The 26,971-nt window shown below is 68.5% G+C and carries 19 protein-coding genes, 1 pseudogene and 2 riboswitches; of the genes and pseudogenes, 9 read left to right on the forward strand and 11 right to left on the reverse strand.

Annotated elements, in window-relative coordinates; genetic code table 11:
• Positions 1-261: 261 nt before the first annotated feature.
• From G4G00_RS15305 to G4G00_RS15320, 4 genes are all read right to left on the reverse strand, one after another.
• Entirely contained in the window at positions 262-3,321 is a 3,060-nt protein-coding gene (locus G4G00_RS15305; protein WP_164274799.1) for an efflux RND transporter permease subunit, read from the reverse strand.
• Entirely contained in the window at positions 3,318-6,464 is a 3,147-nt protein-coding gene (locus G4G00_RS15310; protein WP_164274802.1) for a multidrug efflux RND transporter permease subunit, read from the reverse strand. The genes G4G00_RS15305 and G4G00_RS15310 overlap by 4 nt, the downstream gene beginning before the upstream one ends.
• Positions 6,461-7,648: an MdtA/MuxA family multidrug efflux RND transporter periplasmic adaptor subunit gene (locus G4G00_RS15315; RefSeq protein ID WP_164274805.1), complete on the reverse strand. Its 1,188-nt coding sequence runs from the start codon at positions 7,646-7,648 to the stop codon at positions 6,461-6,463. The genes G4G00_RS15310 and G4G00_RS15315 overlap by 4 nt, the downstream gene beginning before the upstream one ends.
• A 521-nt stretch (positions 7,649-8,169) precedes the next feature.
• A complete protein-coding gene (locus G4G00_RS15320; RefSeq protein ID WP_108750299.1) occupies positions 8,170-8,787 on the reverse strand; it encodes a trimeric intracellular cation channel family protein in 618 nt (205 codons plus the stop codon).
• 84 nt (positions 8,788-8,871) lie between these two features.
• Positions 8,872-8,975: riboswitch (glycine riboswitch) on the reverse strand.
• Positions 8,976-8,988: 13 nt separating this feature from the next.
• A riboswitch (glycine riboswitch) is annotated at positions 8,989-9,078 on the reverse strand.
• A gap of 41 nt (positions 9,079-9,119) precedes the next feature.
• Between G4G00_RS15320 and G4G00_RS15325 the strand changes: the two genes are divergently transcribed.
• On the forward strand, positions 9,120-9,386 hold the full coding sequence (locus G4G00_RS15325) for a GIY-YIG nuclease family protein (RefSeq protein ID WP_108754298.1): 267 nt from the start codon (positions 9,120-9,122) through the stop codon (positions 9,384-9,386).
• A 71-nt stretch (positions 9,387-9,457) separates the two neighbouring features.
• Positions 9,458-9,888, forward strand: a pseudogene (locus G4G00_RS15330) (nuclear transport factor 2 family protein).
• A 71-nt stretch (positions 9,889-9,959) separates the two neighbouring features.
• Here G4G00_RS15330 and G4G00_RS15335 read toward each other — a convergent pair.
• Positions 9,960-11,237 (reverse strand): NAD(P)/FAD-dependent oxidoreductase, encoded by a 1,278-nt coding sequence (locus G4G00_RS15335; RefSeq protein WP_108754296.1) that lies wholly within the window; start codon positions 11,235-11,237, stop codon positions 9,960-9,962.
• 111 nt (positions 11,238-11,348) lie between these two features.
• Between G4G00_RS15335 and G4G00_RS15340 the strand changes: the two genes are divergently transcribed.
• Together G4G00_RS15340 and G4G00_RS15345 are read left to right on the forward strand one after the other, a co-directional pair.
• Positions 11,349-12,128 (forward strand): NYN domain-containing protein, encoded by a 780-nt coding sequence (locus G4G00_RS15340; RefSeq protein WP_164274808.1) that lies wholly within the window; start codon positions 11,349-11,351, stop codon positions 12,126-12,128.
• An 80-nt stretch (positions 12,129-12,208) separates the two neighbouring features.
• Positions 12,209-12,829, forward strand: coding sequence for a glutathione S-transferase (locus G4G00_RS15345; RefSeq protein ID WP_108750303.1), 621 nt, complete (start codon positions 12,209-12,211; stop codon positions 12,827-12,829).
• Positions 12,830-13,056: 227 nt separating this feature from the next.
• Here the strand turns inward: G4G00_RS15345 and G4G00_RS15350 are convergent, their stop codons facing one another.
• Positions 13,057-15,234 (reverse strand): primosomal protein N', encoded by a 2,178-nt coding sequence (locus G4G00_RS15350; RefSeq protein WP_164274811.1) that lies wholly within the window; start codon positions 15,232-15,234, stop codon positions 13,057-13,059.
• 413 nt (positions 15,235-15,647) lie between these two features.
• On the opposite strand from G4G00_RS15350, the gene G4G00_RS15355 reads away from it, so the two are divergent.
• The 4 genes from G4G00_RS15355 (at position 15,648) to sppA (ending at position 20,845) form a co-directional block, all read left to right on the forward strand.
• A complete protein-coding gene (locus G4G00_RS15355; protein ID WP_164274814.1) occupies positions 15,648-16,649 on the forward strand; it encodes a hypothetical protein in 1,002 nt (333 codons plus the stop codon).
• On the forward strand, positions 16,642-17,205 hold the full coding sequence (locus G4G00_RS15360) for a DUF3106 domain-containing protein (RefSeq protein WP_108757287.1): 564 nt from the start codon (positions 16,642-16,644) through the stop codon (positions 17,203-17,205). Before G4G00_RS15355 ends, G4G00_RS15360 begins: the two co-directional genes overlap by 8 nt.
• Positions 17,206-17,442: 237 nt before the next feature.
• Positions 17,443-18,807 (forward strand): MATE family efflux transporter, encoded by a 1,365-nt coding sequence (locus G4G00_RS15365; RefSeq protein WP_164274817.1) that lies wholly within the window; start codon positions 17,443-17,445, stop codon positions 18,805-18,807.
• 115 nt (positions 18,808-18,922) lie between these two features.
• Positions 18,923-20,845 carry a signal peptide peptidase SppA gene (gene sppA / locus G4G00_RS15370; RefSeq protein ID WP_164274820.1) on the forward strand — a complete coding sequence of 641 codons (1,923 nt, stop codon included), beginning with the start codon at positions 18,923-18,925 and terminating at the stop codon, positions 20,843-20,845.
• Positions 20,846-20,896: 51 nt separating this feature from the next.
• Here sppA and G4G00_RS15375 read toward each other — a convergent pair whose 3' ends face one another.
• Complete coding sequence (locus G4G00_RS15375) at positions 20,897-21,103, reverse strand: hypothetical protein (protein ID WP_108750309.1); 207 nt, start codon at positions 21,101-21,103, stop codon at positions 20,897-20,899.
• A 109-nt stretch (positions 21,104-21,212) separates the two neighbouring features.
• On the opposite strand from G4G00_RS15375, the gene G4G00_RS15380 reads away from it, so the two are divergent.
• The gene (locus G4G00_RS15380; protein WP_108754290.1) at positions 21,213-21,989 is read left to right on the forward strand and encodes an SDR family oxidoreductase; all 777 of its coding nucleotides are present in this window, start codon (positions 21,213-21,215) and stop codon (positions 21,987-21,989) included.
• 58 nt (positions 21,990-22,047) lie between these two features.
• Here G4G00_RS15380 and G4G00_RS15385 read toward each other — a convergent pair whose 3' ends face one another.
• From G4G00_RS15385 to G4G00_RS15400, 4 genes are all read right to left on the reverse strand, one after another.
• The gene (locus G4G00_RS15385; protein ID WP_164274823.1) at positions 22,048-22,779 is read right to left on the reverse strand and encodes a hypothetical protein; all 732 of its coding nucleotides are present in this window, start codon (positions 22,777-22,779) and stop codon (positions 22,048-22,050) included.
• A gap of 159 nt (positions 22,780-22,938) precedes the next feature.
• Positions 22,939-23,634, reverse strand: coding sequence for a hypothetical protein (locus tag G4G00_RS15390; RefSeq protein WP_108754288.1), 696 nt, complete (start codon positions 23,632-23,634; stop codon positions 22,939-22,941).
• A gap of 43 nt (positions 23,635-23,677) precedes the next feature.
• Positions 23,678-24,268 carry a Sua5/YciO/YrdC/YwlC family protein gene (locus G4G00_RS15395; RefSeq protein ID WP_108754287.1) on the reverse strand — a complete coding sequence of 197 codons (591 nt, stop codon included), beginning with the start codon at positions 24,266-24,268 and terminating at the stop codon, positions 23,678-23,680.
• Positions 24,269-24,339: 71 nt separating this feature from the next.
• Entirely contained in the window at positions 24,340-26,814 is a 2,475-nt protein-coding gene (locus G4G00_RS15400; protein ID WP_164274825.1) for a DNA topoisomerase I, read from the reverse strand.
• Between the last annotated feature and the right edge of the window lie 157 nt (positions 26,815-26,971).

The raw sequence follows: 26,971 nt of genomic DNA on the forward strand, positions 1-26,971 counted from the left end.
AGCGCCTGCGGGGGTGCGGCCGCGATCAGGGTCGGTCGGAGTTGGAGACCGACCCGTCCGCACCGGCGATGCGCCTGGCGCTGCGTAAGTGCGACAGCGCCAGGTACATCGCCGGGGTGGTGATATCGCTCTTCTGTAGCGTCGAGCCATGCTCGACTGTCGTTGATCCATCGCGAAAGGCAGTCGAGCAAGCTCGACGCTACGCAGCCGGGCGGGCCGCGGTAGATCCACGCCATGCGTGGATGATTTGCCCGACCGCGTTCACCGCCCGCCGCGAATCCTCGCCAACGCCAGGTACATCGCCGGGGTGGTGTACAGGGTCAGCCACTGGCTGACCAGCAACCCGCCCACGATCGCGATGCCCAGCGGCTGCCGCAGTTCCCAGCCCTCGCCATTGGCCAGCATCAGCGGCAGCGTGCCCAGCAGTGCCGCCAGCGAGGTCATCAGGATGGGTCGCAGGCGCAGCCGTGCCGCCTCCATCACCGCATCCTGCGCGCTCAGGCCGCGCCGCTCGCCTGCAAGCGCGAAGTCCACCAGCAGGATCGTGTTCTTCATCACTACGCCCACCAGCAGGAACAACCCGAGCAAGGCGATCAGGTTCAGTTCGTTGCCGAACAGCCACAGCGCCAGCAGCGCACCGATACCTGCTGATGGCAGCGTGGACAGGATCACCAACGGTTGCAGGAAGCTCTCGTACAGCACGCCCAGCACCAGGTAGACCGCCAGCGTGGCGCCCAGCACCAGCCACAACTGGCGCGAACGCAGGCTGTCCAGGCCGCCGGCTTCGCCCGACAGCTTGGCCTGCACCGAACGCGGCAGCATCAGCTGTGCCATGGCGGTATTGATGGCCTGCGTGGCCTGTTCCAGGCCAACGCCCGGTGCCAGCGCGAACTCGATCCAGATCGAGGCGAACTGTTCGCTGTGGTAGATGCGGTCCGGCGCCATGCCGTAACGCCAGCTGGCGATGCTGGAAAGTGGAATGCGCTGGCCGCTGCCATCGATCACCTGCAGGCGCGCCAGCGTGCCCGGGTCCTGGGTGTGCTTCGGGTCCAGTTCCATCACCACCCGGTACTGGTTCAGGCTGTCATACAGGGTGGCGACCTGGCGCTGGCTGAAGGAGTTGTTGAGCATGTTGGCCACGGTGCGCAGGTCCACGCCGTGGCGTGCGGCCGCTTCCCGGTCGATATCCAGCACCACCTGGCGCATGCCGGCTTCGCCCTGCGCTTGCACGTCCACCAGCTCGGGCAGGGCGCGCAGTGCCGCGGCCACCTTCGGCGCCCACTCGCGCAGCGGCGCCATGTCGGCCGACAGCAGCTGGAATTCGTACTGGCCGCTGCTGCCGCCACCTTCCAGGCGGATGTCCTGGTCCACCCACAGGTACAGGTTGCCACCGGGAAGCTGCGGCAGGCGCGCACGCAGGCGGTCGATCACTTCCTGGCTGGACACCTTGCGCTCGGCCAGCGGCTTCATCTTGATCATGATGAAGGCGTTGTTGACCCCGTTGCTGCCACCGATGTAGCCGATGATGTCCTCGATGGCCGGGTCGGACAGCAGCAACGTGCGGTAGGCATCGATCTTCGGCTGCATGGCCTGGAACGAGAGGCCGTCATCGCCGCGCGCGAAGCCACGCAGCTGTGCGGTGTCCTGCTTGGGCACCACGCCCTTGGGCACCTGCTGGAACAGCCACGCGTTGAGCGCGATGACCGCCACGAAGGCCAACAAGGGCCAGCGCAGCTGCCGCAGGCTGGCCTGCAGGGTGCGCAGGTAGGCCGTGCGCACGCGTTCAAACAGCGCATTGCTGCCACGCTGCCAGCACGAGGTGTGCTGCGCATCGTCCACGAACAGGCGCGCGCACAGCATCGGTACCAGGCTCAGCGCCACTACCACCGACACGCCCATCGCCGCCACCAGGGTGAGCGAGAACTCGCGGAACAGGCGTTCCACGAAGTCATCCAGGAACAGGATGGAGACGAATACCACGGCCAGCGCCAGGTTCATCGACAGCAGGGTGGCACCCACTTCCGAGGCGCCGCGCACGGCGGCCTGCCAGCGGTCGGCGCCCAGCTCGCGGTGGCGGGCGATGTTTTCCAGCACCACGATGGCATCGTCCACCACCAGCACCGCGGCCACGATCAGCGCCATCAGCGAAAGCGTGTTGAGCGAGAAGCCCATCAACGCCACCAGCGCCAGCGTGCCGAACAGCACCACCGGGATGGCCACGCTGGGCACCAGCGCCGCGCGCCAGTGGCCGAGGAAGCCGAGCACCACCAGCACCACCAGGGCGATGGCCAGCACCAGGGTCAGTTCGGCTTCGTGCAGGGTCGCGCGGATGACCGGCGAGCGGTCCATCACCAGGCGCATGTCCACACTGGTGGGCAGCAGTGCATGCAGTTGCGGCAGCTGCGCCTGGATGGCATCGACGGTGGCGATGATGTTGGCGCCGGGCTGGCGGCTGACGATCAGCAGCACGGCCGGGCGTTCATTGTGGAAACCGCTGGCGTAGCGGTCTTCCACCCCATCGGCAACCAACGCCACGTCGCCCAGCCGCAGCGTGCGGTCATCGCTGACCTTCAGCGCCAGTTGCTGGTACTGCGCGGCCTGGCGCAGCTGCAGCGGCGCTTCCAGCTGCCACTGCTGGCGGTCATCGCCCACCGCGCCCAGCGGGCGCACGGCATTGGCACGGGCGATGGCCTGGGCCACGTCCTCCAGCGCCAGGCCGGCATGGTTCAGTGCGTTCGGGTCCAGCGATACGCGCACCGCGGGCAAGGCGCTGCCGCCCACCTGCACTTCGCCCACGCCCGGTACCTGGGACAGTTTCTGCGCCAGCACGGTGGAGGCCAGGTCGTAGAGCTGGCCCGGCGGCAGCGTGTCCGAGGTCAGCGCCAGCGCCAGGATCGGCGCCTGCGAGGGATTCACCTTGCGGTACTGCGGCATGCCCGGCATGCCACTGGGCAACTGCCCGCGCGCCAGGTTGATCGCCGCCTGCACTTCGCGCGCGGCTTCGTCGATATCGCGGCCGAGCACGAACTTCAGCTCCACCGAGGTCTGCCCCTGGGTGCTGGCCGAATCGATGCGCGAGATGCCGGGCAGGCTGCCCAGCGCACGTTCCAGTGGCGTGGCCACGGTGGCGGCCATCGATTCGGGCGAGGCGCCGGGCAGGCTGGCGCTCACTTCAATGGCCGGGTAATCCACCTGCGGCAGCGGCGCCACCGGCAGCAGGCGCAGCGCCAGCAGACCGGCCAGCACCAGCGCCACGGCCAGCAGGATCGTGGCCACCGGTCGTTGCACGCAGGCCTGGGCCAGGCGCGCGATGGGGCTCATGCGCGCGCCTCGGCAGCGCCGGCGGCGGTCGCCGAGCGACGGCGTTGCAGGCGGTCGAAGGCCAGGTAGATCACCGGCGTGGTGAACAGGGTCAGCACCTGGCTGACCAGCAGGCCGCCCACCATCACCCAGCCCAGCGGCTGCCGCAGTTCTGCGCCCGAACCGGTGGCCAGCATCAGCGGTACCGCACCGAACAGTGCCGCCAAGGTGGTCATCAGGATCGGACGGAAACGCAGCAGCGCGGCCTGGTGGATCGCCTCGCGCGGGGTCATGCCACGCGTGCGCTGCGCGTCCAGTGCGAAGTCGATCATCATGATCGCGTTCTTCTTCACCAGGCCGATCAGCAGCACGATGCCGATGACGGCGATCAGGTCCAGGCTGCGGCCGCTCACCCACAGCGCGGCCAACGCACCGACCGTGGCCGAGGGCAGGGTGGACAGGATGGTGATCGGGTGCACGAAGCTCTCGTAGAGCACGCCCAGCACGATGTACATCACCACCACGGCGGCCAGGATCAGCCACAGCGTGGACGACAGTGAACTGCTGAACGCCGCCGCAGCGCCCTGCAGGCGCAGTTCGATGCTGGCTGGCAGCGCGATGGCCGCACGCGCGGCCTGCACCGCGGCAACGCCTTCGCCCAGCGACGCGCCCGGCGCCAGATTGAACGACAGCGTGGCCGCCGGGAACTGGCCCACGTGGTTGCGCAGCAGGGCGGCCGGACCCAGTTCCACCCGAGCCACCGCCCCCAGCGGTACGGTCTGGCCGGCGCTGTTGCGCATGCGCAGGCCGCTGATCGCCTCGGGCCCGGGCTGTCGTGCCGGATCAGCTTCCAGCACCACGCGGTACTGGCTGGCCTGGGTGAAGATGGTGGAAATCTGTCGCTGCCCGTAGGCGTCGTACAGTGCATCGGCCACCGCTTCCACGCTTACGCCCAGGCGTGCGGCGGCATCGCGGTCGATGTTCACCCGCGCCTGCCGGCCCTGCATCTGCAGGTCGCTGGCCACATCGCGCAGCGCCGGCTGCTGGCGCAGGGCCTGCAGCAGCCGCGGCGTCCAGATTTCCAGCGTCTGCTGTTCCGGCGTGGTCAGGGTGAACTGGTACTGGGTGCGGCTGATGCGGTCTTCGATGCCCAGTTCCTGCACCGGTTGCAGGTACAGGGTGATGCCGGGAATCTTCGCCACGCGCTGCTGCAGGCGCGCCATCACCACGTCGGCGGCATCGCGGTCGCCGTGTGGCTTCAGTTCGATCAGCAGGCGGCCGGTGTTGAGCGTGGCATTGTTGCCGTCCACGCCGATGTACGAAGACAGGCTGGCCACCGCTGGATCGGCCTCGATGGCCTCGGCCAGTGCCAGTTGCCGCTCGCGCATGGCCTGGAACGAGATCGCCTGAGGCGCTTCGCTGATGCCCTGCACCAGGCCGGCGTCCTGCACCGGGAAGAAACCCTTGGGCACGGCGAAGTACAGCGCCACGGTCAGCGCCAGCGTGGCCACGGTGGCCAGCAGCATCAGCGGCTGGCGCTGCAGCACCCAATGCAGCTGGCGGTCGTAGATGGCGATGATGCGGTCGAACACATCGCGCTTCGGCGGGGATGGGGTCGGAGCCCCATGGGGATCCGACCCCTCAGCCACCGGGGTCAGATCCCCCTGGGGCTCTGACCCCTTCGCATGCGGCCTCAGGAACCGCGCACACAGCATCGGCGTCAGCGTCAGCGACACCAGCAGCGAAATGCCGATGGCCACCGCCAGCGTCACCGCGAACTCATGGAACAGCGCGCCCACCAGGTCGGCCATGAACAGCAGTGGGATCAGTACTGCGATCAGCGACACGGTCAGCGACACCAGGGTGAAGCCGATCTCGGCCGCGCCCTTCAGCGCCGCTTCCTGCGGGCTTTCACCTTCTTCCAGGTGGCGGGCGATGTTTTCCAGCATCACGATGGCATCGTCCACCACGAAGCCGGTGGCGATGGTCAGCGCCATCAGGGTCAGGTTGTTGAGCGAGTAGCCGGCCAGCAGCATCACCGCGAAGGTGCCGACCAGCGACAGTGGCACCGCTACGCTGGGAATGAGCGTGGCCGGGCCGTTGCGCAGGAACACCCAGGTGACCAGCACGACCAGGCCGATGGCCAGCACCAGTTCCTTCTGCACGCCGCGCACCGAGGCGCGGATCGATTCGGTGCGGTCGCTCAGCACCTTCATCTGCACACCCGCGGGCAGGGTCGCCTGCAACTGCGGCAGCATCGCGCGCACCTGTTCCACCACAGCGATCACATTGGCGCCGGGCTGGCGCTGCAGGTTCACCAGCACGGCGGGTTCGGTACCACTCCATGCCGCCAGCTGCCGGTTCTCGGCGCCATCGGTGATGGTGGCCACGTCGCCCAGGCGCAGCGGTGCGCCTTCGCGCCAGGCCAGTACCAGTGCCCGGTACTCGTCCGCGTTGCGCATCTGGTCGTTGGCATCGAGCATCACCGCACGGATCGGGCCGTCGAAGCTGCCCTTGGGCAGGTTCACATTGGCGGCAGCAATGGCCGTGCGGATGTGGTCCATGCCCAGCCCATTGGCCGCCAGCGCGGCGGCATTGACCTGGATGCGTACGGCAGGCCGCTGGCCACCGGCCAGGCTGACCAGGCCCACGCCGGGCAACTGGGCCAGGCGCTGGGCGATGCGCGTATCCACCAGATCGTGCACCTGCGGCAGCGACAGGCCCTGCGAGGTCACCGCCAGGGTGATGATGGGCGTGTCGGCCGGGTTCACCTTGCGGTACACCGGCGGCACCGGCAGATCGTCCGGCAGGAAGCTGCCGGCGGCGTTGATGGCCGCCTGCACGTCCTGCTCGGCCACCCCCAGCGACACGTCCAGGCCGAACTGCAGGGTGATGACCGAGGCCCCGCCGGAGCTGGTGGACGACAGCTGTTTCAGGCCGGGAATCTGCCCGAGCTGGCGCTCCAGCGGCGCGGTGATGGTGCGCGTGGTCAGCTCCGGGCTGGCGCCCGGATACAGCGTGGTGATCTGGATGATCGGGTAGTCCACCTGCGGCAACGCGGCCACCGGCAGCAGCCGGTAGGCCAGCACGCCGGACAGCAGCAGCGCCACCATCAGCAGCGTGGTGGCGACCGGGCGCAGGATGAAGGGGCGCGACAGGTTCATGCGCCGGCCTTGGCCGCCTTCGCCTGCGCGGCGGGTTCGGCCACGATCTCCACCGCGGTGCCATCTTCCAGGCCGTCGATGCCTTCGATCACCACCTGGTCGCCGGCCTGCAGCCCCGAGCGCACGGCCACGCGGCCATCATCGGCCGGGCCCAGCACCACGGTGCGGCGTTGCGCCTTGTTGTTCTTGTCGACGATGTGCACGTAGTTGCCCTGGCTGCCGAACTGCACGGCGGCATCGGGAATCAGCAGCGCCGGGTGTTCGCCCAGCTGCAGGCGCACGTTGACGAACTGGTTCGGGAACAGGGCCTGGTCTGCGTTGTCGAACTGCGCGCGCAGCTTCAACGTGCCGGTGGCGGTGTCGATGCGGTTGTCCACGCTGGACAGCGCGCCGTGCGCCAGCTGCGTGCGTTCTTCGCGGTTCCAGGCTTCCACGGCCAGCGCCGGCTGTGCCTGCACCGCATCCAGCAGCGCCGGCAGTTCCGGTTCGGGCACGGTGAACAGCACGCTGATTGGCGCGGTCTGGGCCAGGGTGACCAGGCCTTCGGCATCGCTGGCCTGCACCAGGTTGCCCACGTCCAGCCGGCGCAGGCCCACGCGGCCGCTTACCGGCGCGATGATGCGGGTGTACTGCAGCTGCAGGCGCGCTTCGTCCACGGCGGCCTGGTCGCTGATGCGACGGCCCTGCAGCTGGCGCACCTTGCTCTGCTGGTCGCTCAGTTCCTGTGCTGACACGAAGTGCTGACGCTGCAGTTCACGGTAGCGCTGCAACTGGCGTTCGGCATTTTCCAGCTCCGCCAGGTTCTGCTGCTGGGTGCCCTGTGCCTGCGCCAGCTTCACTTCGTACGGGCGCGGGTCGATCTGCGCCAGCAGATCGCCGGCCTTCACCTGCTGGCCTTCCTGGAAGTGCAGGCGCATCAGCTCGCCGTCCACGCGGCTGCGCACCACCACGCTGTGCAGCGGAGTGACCGTGCCCACTGCTTTCAGGCGCAGTACCAGCGGCTCGGCGCTGGCCCGGGCCACGCGCACCGGTACCGTCTTGCCCGGGCTGCTGGCGGCTGCACCTGCATCGGCCCGCGGCCAGGCCCACCAGGCCAGCACGGCGGCGGCCACGAGCACGGCGGCGATCAGCCACGCGCGACGGAAACGGGGCGGGGTGCTACGGGGCGACTCGACAGCGGACATGGGGCATCCTGCGCCCTGCGCACGCGCAGGAACATGTACGCCCGCGCGCGCATCGTGCGCCGCGGGCAGCGGGGGAGGGGAGTTGTCTGGCGGGGCCGCAGCGCGGCGTGGCTGGATGCCGTCGCGCGTGCGACGGGGCGCCCATGGTAGCCAATCAGCCTGCCGATTGCCGCATGACCAAGGTCATGGCGTGGGCGTGCGGGTGTGCGCCGCATGCGGTGATGCCTGGCGGGGCCTGGATGCGTGCGGTGTGCGGTGATGCCTGGCGGGGCCTGGATGCGTGGGGTGTGCGGTGATGCTTGACGTGGCCTGGATGCGTGGGGTGTGCGGTGATGCTTGGCGGGGCTTGGATGCGTGGGGTGTGCGGGGATGCTTGGCGGGGCCTGGATTCGTAGAGTCGAGCTTGCTCGACTGCTTTTGCCGGGAGCAGTCGAGCAAGCTCGACTCTACGAAGCATGGCAGTCGAGCAAGCTCGACTCTACGAAGCACGGCAGTCGAGCAAGCTCGACTCTACGAACTGCTCAATGCACTTCGTCGTGGTAGACGAACTTGGGCATTTCCCAGCGGTAATGGATCGCCAGCAGGCGCAGCGCGAAGCCACCGCCCAGGCAGCACAGGATCGCCGTGGCGTCGGCCACGCCCCAGTGCAGCAACAGCAGATACACCGCACCGGTCAGCAGCGAGATGATCGCGTACAGCTCCTTCTGGAAGATCAGCGGCACTTCGTTGCAGAGGATGTCGCGCAGCACGCCACCGAAGGCGCCGGTCAGCATGCCGGCAATCAGCACGATCGGCATCGCGTGGCCGGCCTCGCGCGCGATCGAGCAACCAATCAGGGTGAAGGCGATCAGACCCAGGCCATCAAGCACCAGGAAGGTGCGGCGGAAGTGGTGCATCCAGCGCGCCACCCAGGTGGCGATCAGCGCCGCACACACGGTGAAGGCCAGGTACTCCGGATGCTTCACCCAGCCCAGCGGGTAATGCCCCAGCAGGATGTCGCGCAGCGAACCGCCGCCGAGGGCAGTCACACAGGCAATCATGACCACGCCGAACAGATCCATGCGGCGGCGGCCTGCAGACAGGGCGCCGGTCATGGCTTCGGCGGAAATGGCGATCAGGTAGATGATGGACAGCAGCATGGGTCAGGCTCCGGGCGCGGTGGGGCCGGCCATGCGCGTATACCGCCACTGCCTGCGCAATGACGGAATGACGATGACCGGTGCCGCTCCCGCTGTCCTTTTGCCTGAGAGTTCAGCGGGATGAACCGCGTGCCCCTTCGGCGGATCGCGGCGGGCGTGCCCGGCGACCTCTCTCCAGCTCGGCGTGTCGAATGCATGGTTGGTGGGATTCCAGCCCACCGGCCTGAGCGATCATGGGAGCCTGCGCCTTCGGCGGGCGCCAGCGCGGCGCCTCTCTCCTGCATTCGGGCGCCAGTATATCCGCTGCAGTGCAGCACGGCATAATCGAGCCCATGGCCCCGTCCCCCCGCCCGTGGTTCCTGTACCTGCTTGAATGCCGCGACGGCAGTTACTACGCCGGCATCAGCACCGACGTGGCGGCCCGGTTCGCCGCCCACCAGGCCGGGAAGGGGGCGCGCTATACCCGGGCGCGTCCGCCGCTGCAGATCCTGGCCGTGCGCGAGTACCCCGACCGCGCGGCCGCCTCGCGCGCGGAATGGCAGCTCAAGCAGCAGCCGCGCGAACGGAAGCTGGCGTGGCTGCAGGCCGCGATCCTGTAGATCCACGCCAAGCGTGGATGGGGCGTCCCAACCATGCCACCATCGCCACACGCCCAGCGCTGGAGACACCCATGTCCACCGTTGCCCTGTTGTTCGCTGTCGCTGCACCACCAGCCCCACCGCCGACCCCGCCACCCTCGCGGCCATCGAAGCGACCTGCCATGACTACGTGGACGGGCAACTGGAGGGCGACCCGCAGCGTGTCGCCCGCGCGCTGCATCCGGACCTGGCCAAGCGCGCCGTGCTGGGCGATACGCCCGACGAACGCCTGGGCCTGCGCCGCATGTCGAAGGAAGAACTGGTTTCGCTGACCCGGCAGGGCGCACTGAAGACGCCGAAGGAGCAGTGGGACCGCCGCTGCACGGTGCTCGATGTGACCGGCAATGCGGCCGCGGTGCGGTTGGAAACCCCGTGGTTCGTCGACTACTTCCACATGGGCCGTTTCGACCAGCGCTGGGTCATCGTCAACGCGCTGTGGTATCCCAAGCCGAAGGCAGAGTAGATCCACGCCATGCGTGGATGGGGTCAGAGCCCTTTCCTGCGGACAGGGATCCGACCCCGCTTTCCTGCACGTTATTTCGGGCGCCGGTCGTCCTGATCATCACCGAAGATGATGCGCGCGCTGCGCTGGTAGCTCCAATACGCCACGGCCCAGTTCAACAGCACCACGATGCGGTTGCGGAAGCCGATCAGGAAGAACACGTGCGCGGCCAGCCAGAACCACCAGGCCAGGATGCCCGACAGCTGCAGCTTGCCCAGGTGCACGATCGCGGCCATGCGGCCGATGGTGGCCAGGTTGCCGTAGTCGGCGTACTTGAACGCTCCCGGCTCGGTCTTGCCGTGCAGGCGCGCGCGGATGGTTTCGGCCACGTGCTTGCCCATCTGCTTGGCGGCCGGTGCCACGCCGGGCACGGGACGGCCATCGGCCTGGCTGACGGCGGCCAGATCGCCGGCCACGAACAGCTCGGGGTGGCCGGGCAGGGTCAGGTCCGGCTGCACCTGCACCCGGCCGGCGCGATCCAGCGGTACGTCCAGGGTCTTTGCCAGCGGTGAGGCGGCCACGCCAGCGGCCCACACCACCGTGCGCGCGGGCACGAACTGGTCGCCCAGCTTGAACCCCTGGCTGTCGATATCACTGACCGGGGTGCCGGTCAGCACTTCCACGCCCAGCTTTTCCAGCTGCCGGCGTGCCTTCAGCGAAAGCACTTCCGGGAACGAGGACAGCACGCGCGGGCCGGCTTCCACCAGCCGCACCTTGGCGCTGGCCGGATCGATATGGCGGAACTCGTTTCGCAGGGTGTGGCGGGCGATCTCGGCCAGCGTACCGGCCAGTTCCACACCGGTGGGGCCACCACCCACCACGGCGAAGCTCAGCCAGGCGGCTTTTTTCTCCGGGTCTGGCTCGGCTTCGGCACGCTCGAACGCCAGCAGCAGCTTGCGGCGCAGGGCGATTGCATCGTCCAGCGTCTTCAGGCCCGGCGCATCGGCGGCCCACTGGTCATTGCCGAAGTAGGCATGGGTGGCGCCGGTGGCCAGCAACAGGCTGTCATAGCCCAGCGTGCTGCCATCGGCCAGGGTGATCTGGCGGGCCTGTTTTTCGATGCCCACCACTTCGCCCAGGCGCACTTCCACGTTGCGCTGGTGGCCCAGGATATGCCGCAGCGGCGCGGCGATATCGGGTGCGGACAGGCCTGCGGTGGCGACCTGGTACAGCAGGGGTTGGAACAGGTGGTGGTTGCGGCGGTCGACCAGGGTGATCCTGATCCGTTCGCGCGCCAGGGCACGGGTGGCCCAGAGGCCCGCGAAACCGCCGCCGATGATGACCAGGTGGGGGACTGGTTCGCGGCTCATCGACGTACTCCGGAGGGGATGGATGTCGCCCGGCATCATCGCACGTCACATGCCTGCGCAACGGGATCGGCGATACTCGGTTCAGGCCGCAGCCCCTTCGCCGAGGAACCCATGTCCGAACCGGAAAAGCGCATTGCCCTGCTGATCGACGCCGACAACGCGCCAGCATCGAAGATTGATGAAGTGCTGGCCGAAGTGGCCCGCCATGGCGTGGCCAACGTGCGCCGCGCCTACGGCAACTGGAAGAGCCCGCGCTTGAAGGGCTGGGAGGCGGTGCTGCACGAGTACGCCATCCGCCCCATCCAGCAGTTCGCCTACAGCAAGGGCAAGAACGCCTCGGACATGGCCATGGTGATCGATGCCATGGACCTGCTGTACGCACGCAACCTGGATGGCTTCGCCATCGTGTCCAGCGATGCCGACTTCACCCCCATGGTCATGCGCCTGCTGACCGACGGGGTGAAGGTCTATGGCTTCGGCGAAAAGAAGACGCCCGAGCCGTTCGTCAACGCCTGTTCCAAGTTCACCTATCTGGAAGCCCTGGGCCAGGCCCATGCCAGCGTGCCCGATGCCGACGCGCCCGACGTGGAGCGGGCCGCCAGCGAACAGGCCGCCAGCGATGAAGCCCGCCCGCGCAAGAGCGGCGCGGAAATGCGCAGTGATACCCGCCTGGTGAAAATGCTGCGCCGCCCGGTGTCGTCGGCCGAAGGCGAAGACGGCTGGTCGCACCTGGGGCCGGTCGGCAGCCAGATCGGCAACCAGGCTTCGTTCGATCCACGCAACTATGGCTATGGAAAGCTCAGCGATCTGCTGGCGGCGATCGGTCTGTTCGAGCTGAAGAAGGACGGCAAATCGTCCTACGTGCGCGCGTTGCCGAAGAAGAACCGGTAGCGCAGCAGGGCGCGTTTGATCGGCGTATCGTAGCGGCTCCGCGCCAGCGTGGCGCACCGCTGCAGGCAAGGAACAAACGCATGTTGAAGATCTGGGGCCGCCGCAATTCCAGCAACGTCCGCAAGGTGCTGTGGTGTGCCGAGGAAATCGGGCTGCCGTATGAATCCATCGAAGTGGGCGGCAGCCACGGCGGCACGCAGTCGGCCGAATACCTGGCAATGAACCCCAACAGCCTGGTGCCGGTGATCGAAGACCACGGCCTGCCGCTGTGGGAATCGAACACCATCGTGCGCTACCTGAGCGCGCGCTACGCGCTGGGCACGCTGTATGCCGAAGATGCGATGGAACGTGCCCAGGCCGAGAAGTGGATGGACTGGAGCACCTCGCGCATGGCGCCGCTGTACTCCGAACTGATCTGGGGCATCATGCGCACCGCCCCGGCCGACCGCGACGAAGCGCGCATCAATGCGGCCATCGTGCGTGCCGGCGAATACCTGGCCATGGCCGATGCCACCCTGGCCAAGCAGCCGTGGCTGTCCGGCGACCGCTTCGCGATGGGCGACATCCCGCTGGGATCTCTCGTCTATGCCTGGTTCGAACTGCCGATCCAGCGCCCGGACCTGCCGCACGTGGCGCAGTGGTACGCGCGACTGCGCGAGCGCCCGGCGTACCAGCGCGGCGTGATGTCGCCTCTGACCTGAGCGCGCGTTGCCCGGGGTCGGATCCCACCCGACGGGTGGGCTCCGACCCCCGCTGCGCGCGGGGGTAGAGTCGAGCTTGCTCGACTGCGCTTGGCGCTGGATCAGCAGCAGTCGAGCAAGCTCGACTCTACCAACGGCGGTAAGCGCGCGATGATTGGGCTCCGACCCTACACCGGCGGGCACCGCGGTAGCGCCGGGCCATGCCCGGCGGAGGCACCCCGCAACCCTCAATAAAGATCCGTCGGGTCCACATCCAGCGACCAGCGCACCTTACGTGCTTCCGGCAGCGCGTACAGCTGCGGCACCAGCTGCGCCAGCACCCCATGCAGGGGCGGCCGCTGCGGCGCCGACAGCAGCAGCTGCGTGCGCTGGTAACCGGCACGGCGCGGCATCGGCGCCGGCATCGGCCCATAGGCTTCCACCACGTTCTGTTCGCCCAGCAGGTGCCGCGCGGCCAGCAGGAAGGCGTTGGCATGCTCGACCTGCTGCGCTTCGGCACGCATCAGTGCCAGGTGCGCGAAGGGCGGGAAGCCGGCGGCCTGGCGCTGGTTCAGTTCGGCCTGCGCGAAGGGGTGGTAGCCACCGTTCACCAGGGTTTCCAGCAGCGGGTGGCCCGGGTGATGGGTCTGCAGCCAGACCTCGCCGGGATCGCGCGCGCGTCCGGCGCGCCCGGCCACCTGGATCAACTGCTGGGCCAGCTTCTCGCTGGCGCGGAAATCGGCGGAGAACAGCCCTTCGTCGATGCCCACCACCACCACCAGGGTCAGCTTGGGCAAGTCGTGGCCCTTGGCCAGGATCTGCGTGCCGACCAGGATGCCGGGCTGGTCCCCCAGTTTCGCCAACTGTTGTTCCAGCGCATCGCGGCGTGACGTGGTGCTGCGATCGATGCGCACCACGGGGTAGTCGGCGAAGGCGCTCACCAGATGTTCTTCCAGCCGCTCGGTACCAATACCCTGCGGCTGCAGGGCCAGGCTGGCACAGGCCGGGCAGGCCAGCGGCGCCGGCTGGCGTGCGCCGCAGTGGTGGCACTGCAGGCGGCGCCCGCCGCCATGCACGGTCATCGGCGCATCGCAGCGTTGGCACGGCGCGGTCCAGCCGCAGTCGTGGCACAGCAGCACCGGCGCGTAGCCGCGCCGGTTCTTGAACACCAGCACCTGCTGGCCGCGCTGCAGGTGTTCGCCGATGCCGGCCAGCACTTCGTCGCTCAAGCCATCGCGCAGCGGCCGCTTGCGCACATCCAGGATGCGCACCCGCGGTGGCCGTGCATCGCCGGCACGCTGCTTCAGGCGCAGGTGCGCGTAGCGGCCGGCGTAGGTGTTGTGCAGGGTTTCCAGTGACGGCGTGGCGCTGCCCAGCAGCACGGGAATGCCCAGGGCCTTGGCCCGCACCAGGGCGAAGTCGCGCGCGTGGTAGCGGATGCCGTCCTGCTGCTTGTAGCTGCCGTCGTGCTCCTCGTCCACGATCAACAGACCGGCCTGCGGCAGCGGCGTGAACACAGCCGAACGGGTGCCGACGATCACCCGTGCTTCGCCGCGCGATGCAGCCGCCCACACGCGTGCGCGTTCGTTGTCGTTCAGCCCCGAATGCAGCGCGTGCACCGGAATGCCCAGGCGGCCACGGAAGCGCGCCAGGGTCTGCGGGGTCAGGCCGATTTCCGGCACCAGTACCAGCGCCTGCCGGCCCTGCGCCAGGCAATGGATGATGGCCTGCAGGTAGACCTCGGTCTTGCCGCTGCCGGTCACCCCATCCAGCAGGAACGGCTGGAAGCCATCGGCTGCGGTGATCGCAGCCACGGCCTCGGCCTGGTCGGGGTTCAATGTCGGGCCTGGCAGCGGGTGCGCGTGGCGCGGGGCCACGGCCAGCGCCACCCGCTCGGCCAGGCCGCGCTTGGCCAGGCTGCGGGCCGCCGTGCGCCAATCGGGCATGCGGGCGCCCAGCACGTCTTCGTCCACCACGGCCTCGGCCAGGTGTTCGGCCAGTTGCCGCGGCCGGCTGCCGGCGCGAAGTTTGTCGCGCTGGGTGCGGCCGTCGTCGGTCAGCTGCCAGCCCCAGTGATGGGTGTCGGGCAGCGGCTCGCCGTGCCGCAGCGGGCCGGGCAGGGCGGTGCTGACCACTTCGCCCAAGGGGGCGTGGGTGTAGCGGGCCAGCCATTGCAGGCTGTGCCACAGCTCGCCCTGCAGCAGGGGTTGCGGGTCCACCCAGGCCAGCGCCTGGCGCAGCCCCTGCGTGTCCTCTGTCTGGCCCAGGCCAGCCACCATGCCCACCAGTTCACGGTTGCCGAAGGGCACCTTCAACCGGCAGCCCAGCGCATCGGCCGGCGCCTGGCCGTCAGGGGCCAGGTAGTCGAACAGGCGGGGCAGGGGAACGGGCAGCGCGACCTGCAGGGTCGGAATCAGTGCGGGCATGGGCGCAGTTTAACGGCCCATGCGCGCCCGCATGGCAGGTTGCTGTCCGGCCGCAACGCGTCGTGGCATTCATAAATGTCACCTAAATGCAGGCGGCTATTAGAGATTCAGTCTTATCCACATCTTCTGTGGATAAGTTTGTGCGTTACCCGTCGGCGATGACCCGGGAAGCCGATGGCGACGGCCTCACGGTTGCGTTGGTCAAAAAATAGCCACATAAAAAAGTTCTTGAATATCAACAACATCGATGTGAAACATTGCTGAAACACGCTGAATTCACGCCTCCATGCCGGTCGTCCCAAGTCAGGTCTTGATGCTGTGCACAACCTGCAGCACGAAGTGCCCACGGGCGCAAGCCCTGCCGGCGGCCAAGGGCCTGCCGCTATCATGCTGGCAGACCTTTGGAGTGACCGATGACGGCTGTGCCCGCCCCTGTTTCCTCGACCGCGGCCGGCGCGCTGTCGGCGTTCCTGCGTGGCGTCGAGCGCCGCGCGCTGGTGGTTGCCGAGCTGCAGTGCGGCGACCCCGCCCGTGCCGAGCAGACCCTGGTGGCGGTCATGCGTGCCTTCGCCGCCGTGGCCAGCGACCTGCCCATGGCGCAGTGGCCCACCCGATTCTGGACCCTGCTGGGCCAGCGCCAGGCCCTGCGTGAGCCGTCCGCCGGGCAGTGGCCGCCGTCGCTGGCCGCACTGGGCGACATGGCCCCCGTGCCGCGCCTGGCCCTGCTGCTGCGGGTGGGCGGCAGCCTGGACGAAGGCATTGCTACGCGGGTGCTGGACACCGACGAGAACGGCTACCAGCAACTGCTGGCCGCGGCCTGCCCCCGCGATGCCAACGGCCAGCCCGATGCCGCCGCCTGGCGCGGCCTGGCCGAGCAGGTGCAGCTGCGCATCCGCGACCTGCCGGCCAAGCGCCTGCAGCAGTTGCAGCAGCCGGCCGCACCGGGCAGCAGCACGCAGCCCCCCACCCCCGGCTGGCGCGCGCCCGAACGCAACGACCGCACGCCGGCGGCCGGCAAGCGCCGCCGCCCGAATGCGCGCCCGCGCTGGCGCGGCCCGCTGATCCTGCTGGCCACCGTTGCCGTGCTGTTGGCGGCCGCGCTGGGCTGGAGGCACTGGCAGGGCCTGCGCACGGCCAGCGATGCCCCGCTGCCGGAAGGCGTGGTGGGCGAAGCGGGGCCGGTGACGGTGGAATCGCTGCCGCCGACCGACGTTCAGGCATCGGCCGCGGTCGACAGCCATGCCGCCGAAGATGCCGCGATGCTGGCCGACCGTGACTACCCGCTGGTGGCCGACGCCGATCTGTATGCCTGGAGTGCCGCCGGTGGTCCGCTGCCGGTGGATGAATCCGAACCCAAACCGACCCACCCCGAGCCGGTGGGTGCCGCGCTGGAAACCTCTGCTGCCGATGAATAAGTTCCTGCTGGCCGGCCTGCTGCTGGCCCTGCCGCTGTGCGCCGCCGCCGCGCCGAATGCCCTGGACCTGCCGCCGCCCACCGCGGTGCCGGCCAGTGCGGTTGATGCCGCGTCGCCGGCCGGGTTCGCCCATCTGGATGTGGCCGCCCAGCGCCAACGGCGGGCCGATTACGCGGCCTGGCGCGCGCTGCCGGAAGGCGAGCGTGAGCGCATCCGCGTGGCTGCTTCGCGCTTTGCCGCCCTGCCGGCCGCCCAGCAACAGCAGCTGCGCGAACAGTTCCAGGCGCAGGACCAGGCCTTCCGCGAGGGCTGGCGGCTGGGCCCGCAGCTGGGCCAGCAGTTCCCCAAGCTGCACGGCCTGTTCGGCTTCGTGCCGCCGGAACAGCGTGAAGCTGCGCTGGCCGTGCTGCGCCAGCTCAGTCCTGCACAATTGTCGCAATTGACCTTGGTGGCGCAGCGCACGCCGCCGCAGGAACGCGATGCGGTGCGCAGCGCATTCCTGGCCCTGCCGGCGGCCGAGCGTGACGGTTGGCTGAAGCGCCAAGCCGGGCAGTAGCGCCGGGGGCTTCGCCTCGGAATCGGCGGGGATCTGATGGGGAATGGGCGGGGGTTTTCGCGCGGCCCGAATGAAGAGCAGTCGACCAACGGTCGACTCTACCCCGTCGCCCGCACCCGTTCGCCCGCACCCCGCCGACGGTCGCGCCCATGCCGGGTCGTTTGGCCGTAAGATGGCGGCCCGCAACCCGGTGCCTGTGCCCTTCGCGCGCAACCGTAGTTGGCGTTCTGTACTTCCATGTCTACCGCAACCTCCACGCCGCGCTTCAGCAAGGAAGTCGGCGCGACCGGTCTGCTTGCCCTGCCGTTGGTGCTGGGCCATGTCTCCACCGGCCTGATCTCCTTCGTCGACAACGTCATTGCCGGCCACCACGCCACCGCCACGCTGGCGGCGGTCACCATCGGCACCGCGCTGCTGTGGCTGCCCATGCTGATTCCGATCGGCACCCTGATCTCACTCACCGCCTCGGTGTCGCAGCTGCATGGCGCCGGCCGCGAGCGCGAGATCGGCCCGCTGTTCCGCCAGGCCCTGTGGCTGGCGCTGGGCCTGGGGCTGATCATGTTCGCCTTCCTGACGCTGGTGCCGCCGCTGCTGCCGGCCTTCGGCATCGCGCCGGACATCGTGCCGGGGGCCACCGCCTTCCTGCACGCGGTGCGCTGGGGCGGGCCCGCGCTCACCCTGTACTTCTGCATGCGCTATCTCAGCGAGGGCATGCACTGGACCCTGCCGACCATGCTGCTCGGCTTCGGTGGCCTGCTGGTGCTGGCGCCGATGGGCTACGTGTTGGCCAACGGCAAGCTGGGCTTCCCGGAAATGGGCGCCGAAGGGCTGGGCATCGCCTCGGCGGTGATGATGTGGCTGCAGGCCATCGCCTTTGCCACCTACCTGTGGCTCACCAAGCGCTTCGCCCACCTGCAGCTGTTCTCGCACTTCGAAGGCCCGCGCCCGGCGGCGATCTGGGACCTGCTGCGCACCGGCCTGCCGATCGGCATCACCGTGCTGATGGAAGGCGGTCTGTTCATCGTCACCGCCCTGCTGATCGGTCGCCTGGGCGCCAATGAGGCGGCCGCGCACCAGATCGCGATCAACGTGGCGCAGCTGTGTTTCATGATCCCGATGGGCGTGGCCGAAGCGACCACCGTGCGCGTCGGCCATGCGGTCGGCCGTGGCGATGGCTTCGGCGTGCGCCGCGCGGCCTGGGCCGGCTACGCGATCATCATGGGCACCCAGACCCTGTCGGCGGCGGTGCTGCTGTTCGGCCACGATGCCATCGTGGGGGTCTATACCAACGATCTGGCGGTGGCCGGGCTGGCGTCCACGCTGCTGTTGTACGCGGCCACCTTCCAGTTCCCCGATGGCATCCAGGTGCTGTCGGCCGGTGCGCTGCGCGGCCTGAAGGACACCCGCGTACCGATGTTCATCGCCATGTTCGCGTACTGGGGCCTGGGCATGCCGCTCGGCGCCGGGCTCGGCCTGGGCCTGGGCATGGGCCCGCAGGGCATGTGGATCGGCCTGATCGTCGGCCTGACCGCCGCGGCCATCCTGATGGGCTGGCGGCTGCGCCGCAGCAGCCTGCGCATTGGCCAGTCGGTCCTGGAATGATCCTCGCGCCCGTCACCGCAGACCGTGACGGGCGATCCCCTGACTTGTGTCCGATGCCGCCTCACACGGCACCGGCTATGCTGTTACCACGGCAAGAAGCCATCCGGAGCGCTCCATGAACCAAACCGTGCCCCCGCTGCCCCCGGCACGTCGCAACCCCGTCGCCAGTTTCTTCATCGGGCTGTGGGACGTGATGAATTTCACCCGCCGGCTGATCCTGAACCTGCTGTTCTTCGGCCTGTTGCTGCTGTTCGTGGTGATGTTCATCGTCGCCGCCGGCATGGGCGCCGGTGCCAGCAAATCGCTGCAGGACCGCACCACCCTGGTGATCGCGCCGGAAGGCCGGCTGGTCGAGCAGTTCAGCGCCGATCCGGTCAGCCGCGCGCTGGCAAAGGCCGTGGGCGACAACAGCGCCGAGGAAGTGCAGCTGCGCGACCTGATCCGGGCCATTGAAGCGGCCAAGGACGACAAGAAGATCGAACGCGTGGTGCTGGAACTGGACAAGCTGCAGCCGTCCGGCTTCGCCTCGCTGCGTGAAGTGGCCGCCGCGCTGCAGGACCTGCGCGCGTCGGGCAAGCAGGTGGTGGCCTTCAGCCAGAGCATGGGGCAGTCGCAGTACCTGCTGGCCGCGCAGGCCGACGAGGTCTACCTGGACCCGATGGGCTCGGTCGTGCTGGAAGGCCTGGGCCGCTACCGCCAGTATTTCCGCACCGGCCTGCAGGACAAGCTGGGCGTGGACGTGCACCTGTTCAAGGTGGGCGAATACAAGTCGGCCGCCGAACCCTACGTGCTGGATGCCGCATCGCCGGCGTCCAAGGAAGCCGACCTGTTCTGGATGAACGATGTCTGGCAGCGCTACCTGGGCGACATCGCCAAGGCACGCCGCCTGGACCCGGCGCAGCTGGCGGCCGGCATCGATACCCTGCCTGAAGGCGTGGCCGCCGCCGGTGGCGACCTGGCCAAGTTCGCCCTGCAGCAGAAGCTGGTGACCGCGCTGAAGACCCGCGAAGAATTCGAGGATCTGATGATCGACCGCGGCGTGGCCGATGAAGATGCCGACGGTGGCTTCCGCAGCATCGACTTCGGCGGTTACCTGACCCAGCTCGATGCGCGCCGCAACCCGGTGGACAGCCGTCCGCAGGTGGCCGTGGTGGTGGCCTCGGGCGAGATCAGCGGCGGCGACCTGCCGGCCGGCCGCATCGGTGGCGAATCGACCTCGGCCCTGCTGCGCGCCGCGCGCGACGACGAACACGTGAAGGCCGTGGTGCTGCGCGTGGATTCGCCCGGCGGTGAAGTGTTCGCCTCCGAGCAGATCCGCCGCGAAGTGGTGGCCCTGCAGGCCGCCGGCAAGCCGGTGGTGGTGTCGATGGGCGACCTGGCGGCGTCGGGTGGTTACTGGATCAGCATGAATGCCGACCGCATCTATGCCGACCCGTCCACCATCACCGGGTCGATCGGCATCTTCGGCATGATCCCGAACTTCAGCCGCGCGCTGGACAAGATCGGCGTGCACACCGATGGCGTGGGCACCACCCGCTTCGCCGGCGCGTTCGATGTCACCCGCGAAATGGACCCGGCCGTGGGCCAGGTCATCCAGTCGGTCATCAACAAGGGTTATGCCGATTTCACCGGCCGTGTGGCCGAAGCGCGCAAGAAGCCGGTGGAAGCCATCGATGAAGTGGCCCGTGGCCGCGTGTGGAGCGGTGCCCAGGCCAAGGAACGCGGTCTGGTCGATGCGTTCGGCGGCCTGAAGGATGCGGTGGCCGATGCCGCCGGCCGCGCCAAGCTTGGCAACGCCGACAAGTATCGCGTGCGCTACATCGAAAAGGCCGCCACGCCGTTCGCGCAGTTCGTCAGCGGTTTCGCTGGCAGCCGCGCTGGCGCCTGGATGCTGTCCGATTCGGGCATGGCGCGCATGATGCTGGCACGCACGATGCCGGAAGTGGACACGCAGCTGCGCTTCGTCGAAAACGCCGCCCGCGAGAAGGGCAACGGCGCCCCGGTGAAGGCACTGGCGTACTGCTTCTGCGGATTCTAAGCAGACCGGGGTCAGATCCCTTTGCGCAGCAAAGGGCTCTGACCCCACCCATTACCGCGTCGCGTCAGCCTCGGCCTGGCGCTCGCGTTCGGCGCCCTCGTCTACCGTCTGCTGCACGCCCTTGGCGCGGTCCAGCGGCTGGTTGATCGCCTTGGCCAGCGCCTGCGGCTCCGGCGGTTTTTCAGGGTTGGGTGGGGCAGGGCGCTGGCAACCGGCCAGCAGCGCAGCCGACAGGCACAGTGGAATCAGCAGACGCATCGCGGCTCTCCAGGGTAGGCGATGGCGCAGTGTCGCACCGTCGGCAGGCGCGTGCTGTGACGCGTATCCTTTGCGCATCGAAATACAGCGGCTGCGGCCCGGAGGACACATGACCCAGCAACGATGGCGCCTGGACGGGCAGACCGCGCTCATCACCGGCGCCAGCGCCGGTATCGGCCTGGCAATCGCCCATGAACTGGCCGGTTTCGGCGCCGACCTGATGATCGTGGGCCGCGACATCGACATGCTGGAAACCGCCCGCGACGAACTGCTGGATGTGCACCCGCAGATGCAGGTGCATGCGCTGGCGGCCGATGTGTCCGACGACGAAGACCGCCGGCAGATCCTGGACTGGGTGGAAGACCACAGCGACGGCCTGCACATCCTGGTGAACAACGCCGGCGGCAACATCACCAAGGCGGCCACCGAGTATTCCGAAGACGAGTGGCGCGGCATCTTCGAAACCAACCTGTTTTCCGCGTTCGAACTCTCGCGCTATGCGCACCCGCTACTGGCGCGGCATGCGGCGTCGTCCATCGTCAACGTTGGCAGCGTTTCCGGCCTTACCCATGTGCGCAGTGGCGTGGTCTATGGCATGACCAAGGCGGCCATGCACCAGATGACCCGCAACCTGGCGGTGGAGTGGGCCGAAGACGGCATCCGGGTGAACGCGGTGGCGCCGTGGTACATCCGCACGCGCCGCACGTCCGGGCCGCTGTCCGACCCCGATTACTACGACGAAGTGATCGCGCGCACGCCCATGGGCCGCATTGGCGAACCGGAGGAAGTGGCCGCCGCAGTGGGCTTCCTGTGCCTGCCAGCATCGAGCTATGTCACCGGTGAATGCATCGCCGTGGACGGCGGCTTCCTGCGCTACGGGTTCTGATGGATTCGCCGGGGTCGGATCCCTTTCCAACGGAAAGGGCTCTGACCCCATCAGCGGCTCACTCAGGTACGGCGCAATCACTCGCCGCCAGCACTGCCTGCAGCCGCTCGCGTTCGCTCCGTGCGGCATCGCGGTTGTCCGGCGTGGCGAAGCGCTCGCGACCGCGTGCGTTGCGGAAGCGCTGCTGCCAACTGCCGCAGCGCTGCGCTTCACTGACTTCGCTGCAGCGGTCGGTCACCACTTCACAGCTGGCCGCATTGGCCGGGGTGACTCCGCCCAGCCCCTGCACCTGCAGCAGTTCGCAACGGCCCGGTGCGGCCTCGTATTCGTGCAGGTAACCGCCGCCCTGGGCATCGGTGCACTGGAAGATGGGCGGCAGCGGCGGCTTCGGCGGCGCATTGCCGTCGGCCTGCGCCTGCGCGTTTGCCTGGCGCAGCTGCGCGCTGTCCAGGATCAGGTTGTCATCGGGGCGCTCGACCATGCGCGCTTCGCTGATGATGCGTTCTTCGCCGGCCTGCGCCGGTTCCGCCGCGGGTGTGGGGGTGGTGGCAGGCTCGGCCGCAGGCGGTGCGCTGGGCAGCACCGCCGAAGGTGGTGGCTCGGCTGGCGGTGTGGGCGCTGCAGGTGTGGAGCCGGGAAGACGCACGATTTCCTGCCGCAGACCGTCCGCGCAGGGCACGCGCTGCACGGTTGGAACGTCGCTGCTGCCGGTGCAGCGATAGATCACCTGTGCCTCGGCCGCGGCTGCGGTGGGCAGCAGGCACAGGGCCAGCCAGAACAGTTTCTTCATGCGAGCAGCGTACAGCGACTGCCCACCAAGGTGGGCACCTACCAGAGCAGGGCCCCGGTAGTGGCCAACCTTGGTTGGCCGCAGGGCATGTCGTTGTCGCAGCAGCGCCCCCGGTAGTGGCCAACCTTGGTTGGCCGCATGGCGCCGGCGCGGGGCGTTTCAGCCGCCGCAGTCGCGGCCCAGGCGCGCATCAATGCCGCGCTGTTCGGTGGTGATCGCCGTGCGTTCGCTCTGCAGCGCGCTGTTGTAGCGGCGGTCCAGCTCCCAGCGCCGATCGCGCAGGCGCGAACAGACTTCCTGCGCGGGCAACGGCGTGCAGGTATCGCGCACCAGCACGTTGCCGGCCGGCAGGCTGAAGCCGACTGGTGGCGGGCGCCGGTCGGGCACGGTGCCGCCGATCGGTGGGCCGATGCTGTTGCCGGCGGCCGGGCGCGGGCCAGGGTGCGGGCTGTAGCCGGGGCCGGGCCGGCCGCGCGGATACCAGACGTTGCCCCACACCGTCACCCAGCGCGGGTTGCCCTCGTTGCTGTCGCTGGTATAGCGGCTGCCATCCTCGGCCACGCATTCGTACATCGGCTGCGGCGGCTGCACGTACACATGGCGTACTTCGCGCTCACGCAGCGCGGGGGTATCGGTGCGCTCCAGCGGCGCGGCGTCGGTGCTGACCACGCGCGCGGGCGGGTCCTTGGGGCGCTGCATGTCGCGCACTTCCTGGCGGCCACTGCTGCACGGCTTGTCCTGCAGAGCGACAGCGCCGTTACTGCCCACGCAGCGATAGATGCGCACGTCATCGGCTGCCAGCGCGCTCAGCGGCAGCAGCAGGGCCAGGCACAGGGTGGATCGCAGCAGGTGCATGTGCGCAGCGTGCGCCAAGCCGGGCGCCGCTGCAATCATCGGCTCAGGAGCGCAGCACGTTGCCACTGAGTGCGTCCCGGATCGGGGTGGGCTGGGCCAGCCCGCCGGTTTCGCCGTCCAGCACGCCGTCCAGCAGGCGCAGCAGGCGCGGGTCCAGCTCCTGGCGGGTACGCGCGGGCGGTTCGCCGGCCAGGTTGGCGCTGGTGGACACCAGCGGGCCACCCCACGCCTGGCACAGCGCGGCCACCAGCGGGTGCGCACTGATGCGCACGGCAATGCCACTGTGTTCACCGGTAATCCACGGCTGGGCACGCGCCCCGGCCGGCAGGATCCACGTGTTGGCGCCGGGCCAGCTGGCCAGCACCGCGCGCTGCCGTGCGTCGGGCAGGGCGTCCAGCCGCACCCAGCCCTGCAGCTGGGCCAGGTCGGCGGCGACCAGGATCATGCCTTTCTCGATCGGGCGCTGCTTCAGGCGCAGCACCATGTGTACGGCGGCCTCGTGCGCGGGGTCGCAGCCCAGCCCCCAGACCGCTTCGGTGGGGTAGGCAATCACGCCACCGGCACGCAGGGTGGCGACAGCGGAGTCCAGAGTGAGTTCTTTCATGGCGGCAACCGGGCCGGCGTGGGGGTTCATTATCCCCCCGCTGCGTGCAGATGGGGTGGAACCTGCCACCCCTCTGCACATCATCCACGCATGGCGTGGATCTACTTTGCGGCTTTTTTCACTGCTTTCTTGGTGGCCTTCTTGGCCGCCTTCTTGGCCGGGGCCTTCTTCGCAGGGGCCTTCTTGGCAGCGGCCTTCTTCGGTGCGGCTTCCTTCTTCACCGCCGCCTTCTTGGCCGGGGCTTTCTTCGCCGCCGCCTTCTTGGCGCCGAAGCCCTTGCGCACCGGCTTGCCGGTTTCTTCCATCAGCTGCTGCACTTCGGCCAGGGTCAGCGATGCCGGCTCGCGATCCTTGGGGATCTTGCCGTTCATCTTGCCGTCGCTGATATACGGGCCGAAGCGGCCGTTCAGCACCTGGATGTCGCTGCCCTCGAATTCCTTGATGATCCGGTTGCGCGCGATCTCTTCCTTTTCTTCCACCAGGAACACGGCGCGGGCCAGGTCGATGGTGTACGGGTCGTCTTCCTTCTTCAGCGAGGCATAGGTGCTGCCGCGCTTGGCGAACGGCCCGAAGCGGCCGATGCCGACGCTGACCGGTTCGCCCTTGTCCTCACCCAGCGCGCGCGGCATCAGGAACAGTTCCAGCGCGTCTTCCAGGGAAATGGTGTGCATCGACTGGCCGGGGCGCAGCGAGGCGAACTTGGGCTTCTCCTCGGCGTCCTCGGCGGTGCTGCCGATGGCCGCATACGGCCCGAAACGGCCCAGGCGCACGCTCACCGGCTTGCCGGTCTTGGGGTCGGTGCCGAGCTCGCGCGCGCCACTGGCCTCGGCGCGGTCGACCGATTCCTTCTTGTCTTCCACCAGTTCCTTGAAGGGCTCCCAGAAGCGGGCCATCAGCGGAATCCATTCTTCCTCGCCGCGCGAGACGGCGTCGAGCTCGTCCTCAAGCTTGGCGGTGAAGTCGTAGTCCACGTACTGGGTGAAGTGGCTGGACAGGAACTTTGACACCGCACGGCCGACGTCGGACGGGCGGAAGCTGCGGCCTTCCATTTCCACGTACTTGCGGAACAGCAGGGTCTGGATGATCGAGGCGTAGGTCGAGGGACGGCCGATGCCGTACTCTTCCAGCGCCTTCACCAGCGCCGCTTCGGTGTAGCGCGGCGGCGGCTGGGTGAAATGCTGTTCGGCCAGGATGCGTTCCAGCGGGATACGGTCGCCGGGCTTCATCGCCGGCAGCTTGCGGCCTTCGTCCTCGTCCTCGGCGCTCTTGTTGTCCTTGCCTTCCTCGTACACGGCCAGGAAGCCGGGCACCACCACGGTGGTGCCGCTGGCGCGGAACACGTGCTCGCTGCCGGCGGACAGGTCCACGCTGACGGTGTTGAGCGTGGCCGGAATCATCTGGCAGGCCACCGCACGCTTCCAGATCAGCTCGTACAGCTTGCGCTCGTCGTCGGTCAGGAAACGCGACACCTGGGCCGGCGTGCGCAGGGCCGAGGTCGGGCGCACCGCTTCGTGCGCTTCCTGGGCGTTCTTCGACTTGGTCTGGTAGGTGTTGGGCTGGTCGGGCAGCGAGGCAATGCCGTAATCACGGGCGATCACGTCGCGGATCTCGGCCAGCGCATCCTGCGACAGGTTCACCGAGTCGGTACGCATGTAGGAAATCAGGCCGACGGTGCCTTCGTCGCCGATGGCCACGCCTTCATACAGCTTCTGCGCCACCTGCATGGTCTTGCGGGTGGTGAAGCCGAGCTTGCGCGAGGCTTCCTGCTGCAGGGTGGAGGTGGTGAACGGCGGGGCCGGGCGGCGCTTGCGCTCCTTGCTGGCCACGTCGGTCACGTGCAGCGCACCCTGCGCGGCCTGCTGGATGCGCAGGCGCGCGGCCTCGGCGGTGTCGCCGTCGGTCACGGTGAACTGTTCAAACTTCTGCCCGTCCAGCTTGATCAGCTTGGCGTTGAAGTGCTGCGACGGGTGCGCGCACTCGGCGCCGATGGACCAGTATTCGCGGGCGATGAACGCTTCGATTTCTTCTTCGCGCTCGACGATCATGCGCAGCGCCGGGCTCTGCACGCGGCCGGCGGACAGGCCGCGCTGCACCTTGCGCCACAGCACCGGCGACAGGTTGAAACCGACCAGGTAATCCAGCGCGCGGCGCGCCTGCTGCGCATCCACCAGGTCACTGGCGATGGCGCGCGGCTGGTTGATCGCTTCCTTGATGGCGCGCGGCGTGATCTCGGTGAACACCACGCGCTGCATCGGCTTGTCCTTGACCAGCCCGCGTTCCTTCAGGATCTCGGCAATATGCCAGCTGATCGCCTCACCTTCGCGATCCGGGTCGGTCGCCAGCAGGATGTCATCGGCGCCCTTGGCAGCCTTGGCGATGGCATCGACGTGCTTTTCGTTCTTGTCGATCACGTCGTAGTGCATGGCGAACCCGTTGTCCGGGTCGACCGCGCCTTCCTTCGGAATCAGGTCGCGCACATGCCCATACGAGGCCAGGACGGTGTAATCCTTGCCGAGGTATTTGTTGATCGTCTTGGCCTTGGCCGGCGATTCGACGATGAGCAGGTGCTTGGGCATGTCGGGATAGGTCTGTGGGCGGACCGGGGGAAGGGGCCGCTAGGGTGGAGCAAACGGCCGCATTAGTGAAGCGGCCACGGGAAATTCCATAAACTGAACGCCCGGTAGTGTGCCGGGCGTTCAGGTTTCCTTATTAGAGGAATCATGTCCGGGCCGC

The organism is Stenotrophomonas sp. B1-1 (genome assembly GCF_010894375.1).
Lineage (GTDB): Bacteria > Pseudomonadota > Gammaproteobacteria > Xanthomonadales > Xanthomonadaceae > Stenotrophomonas.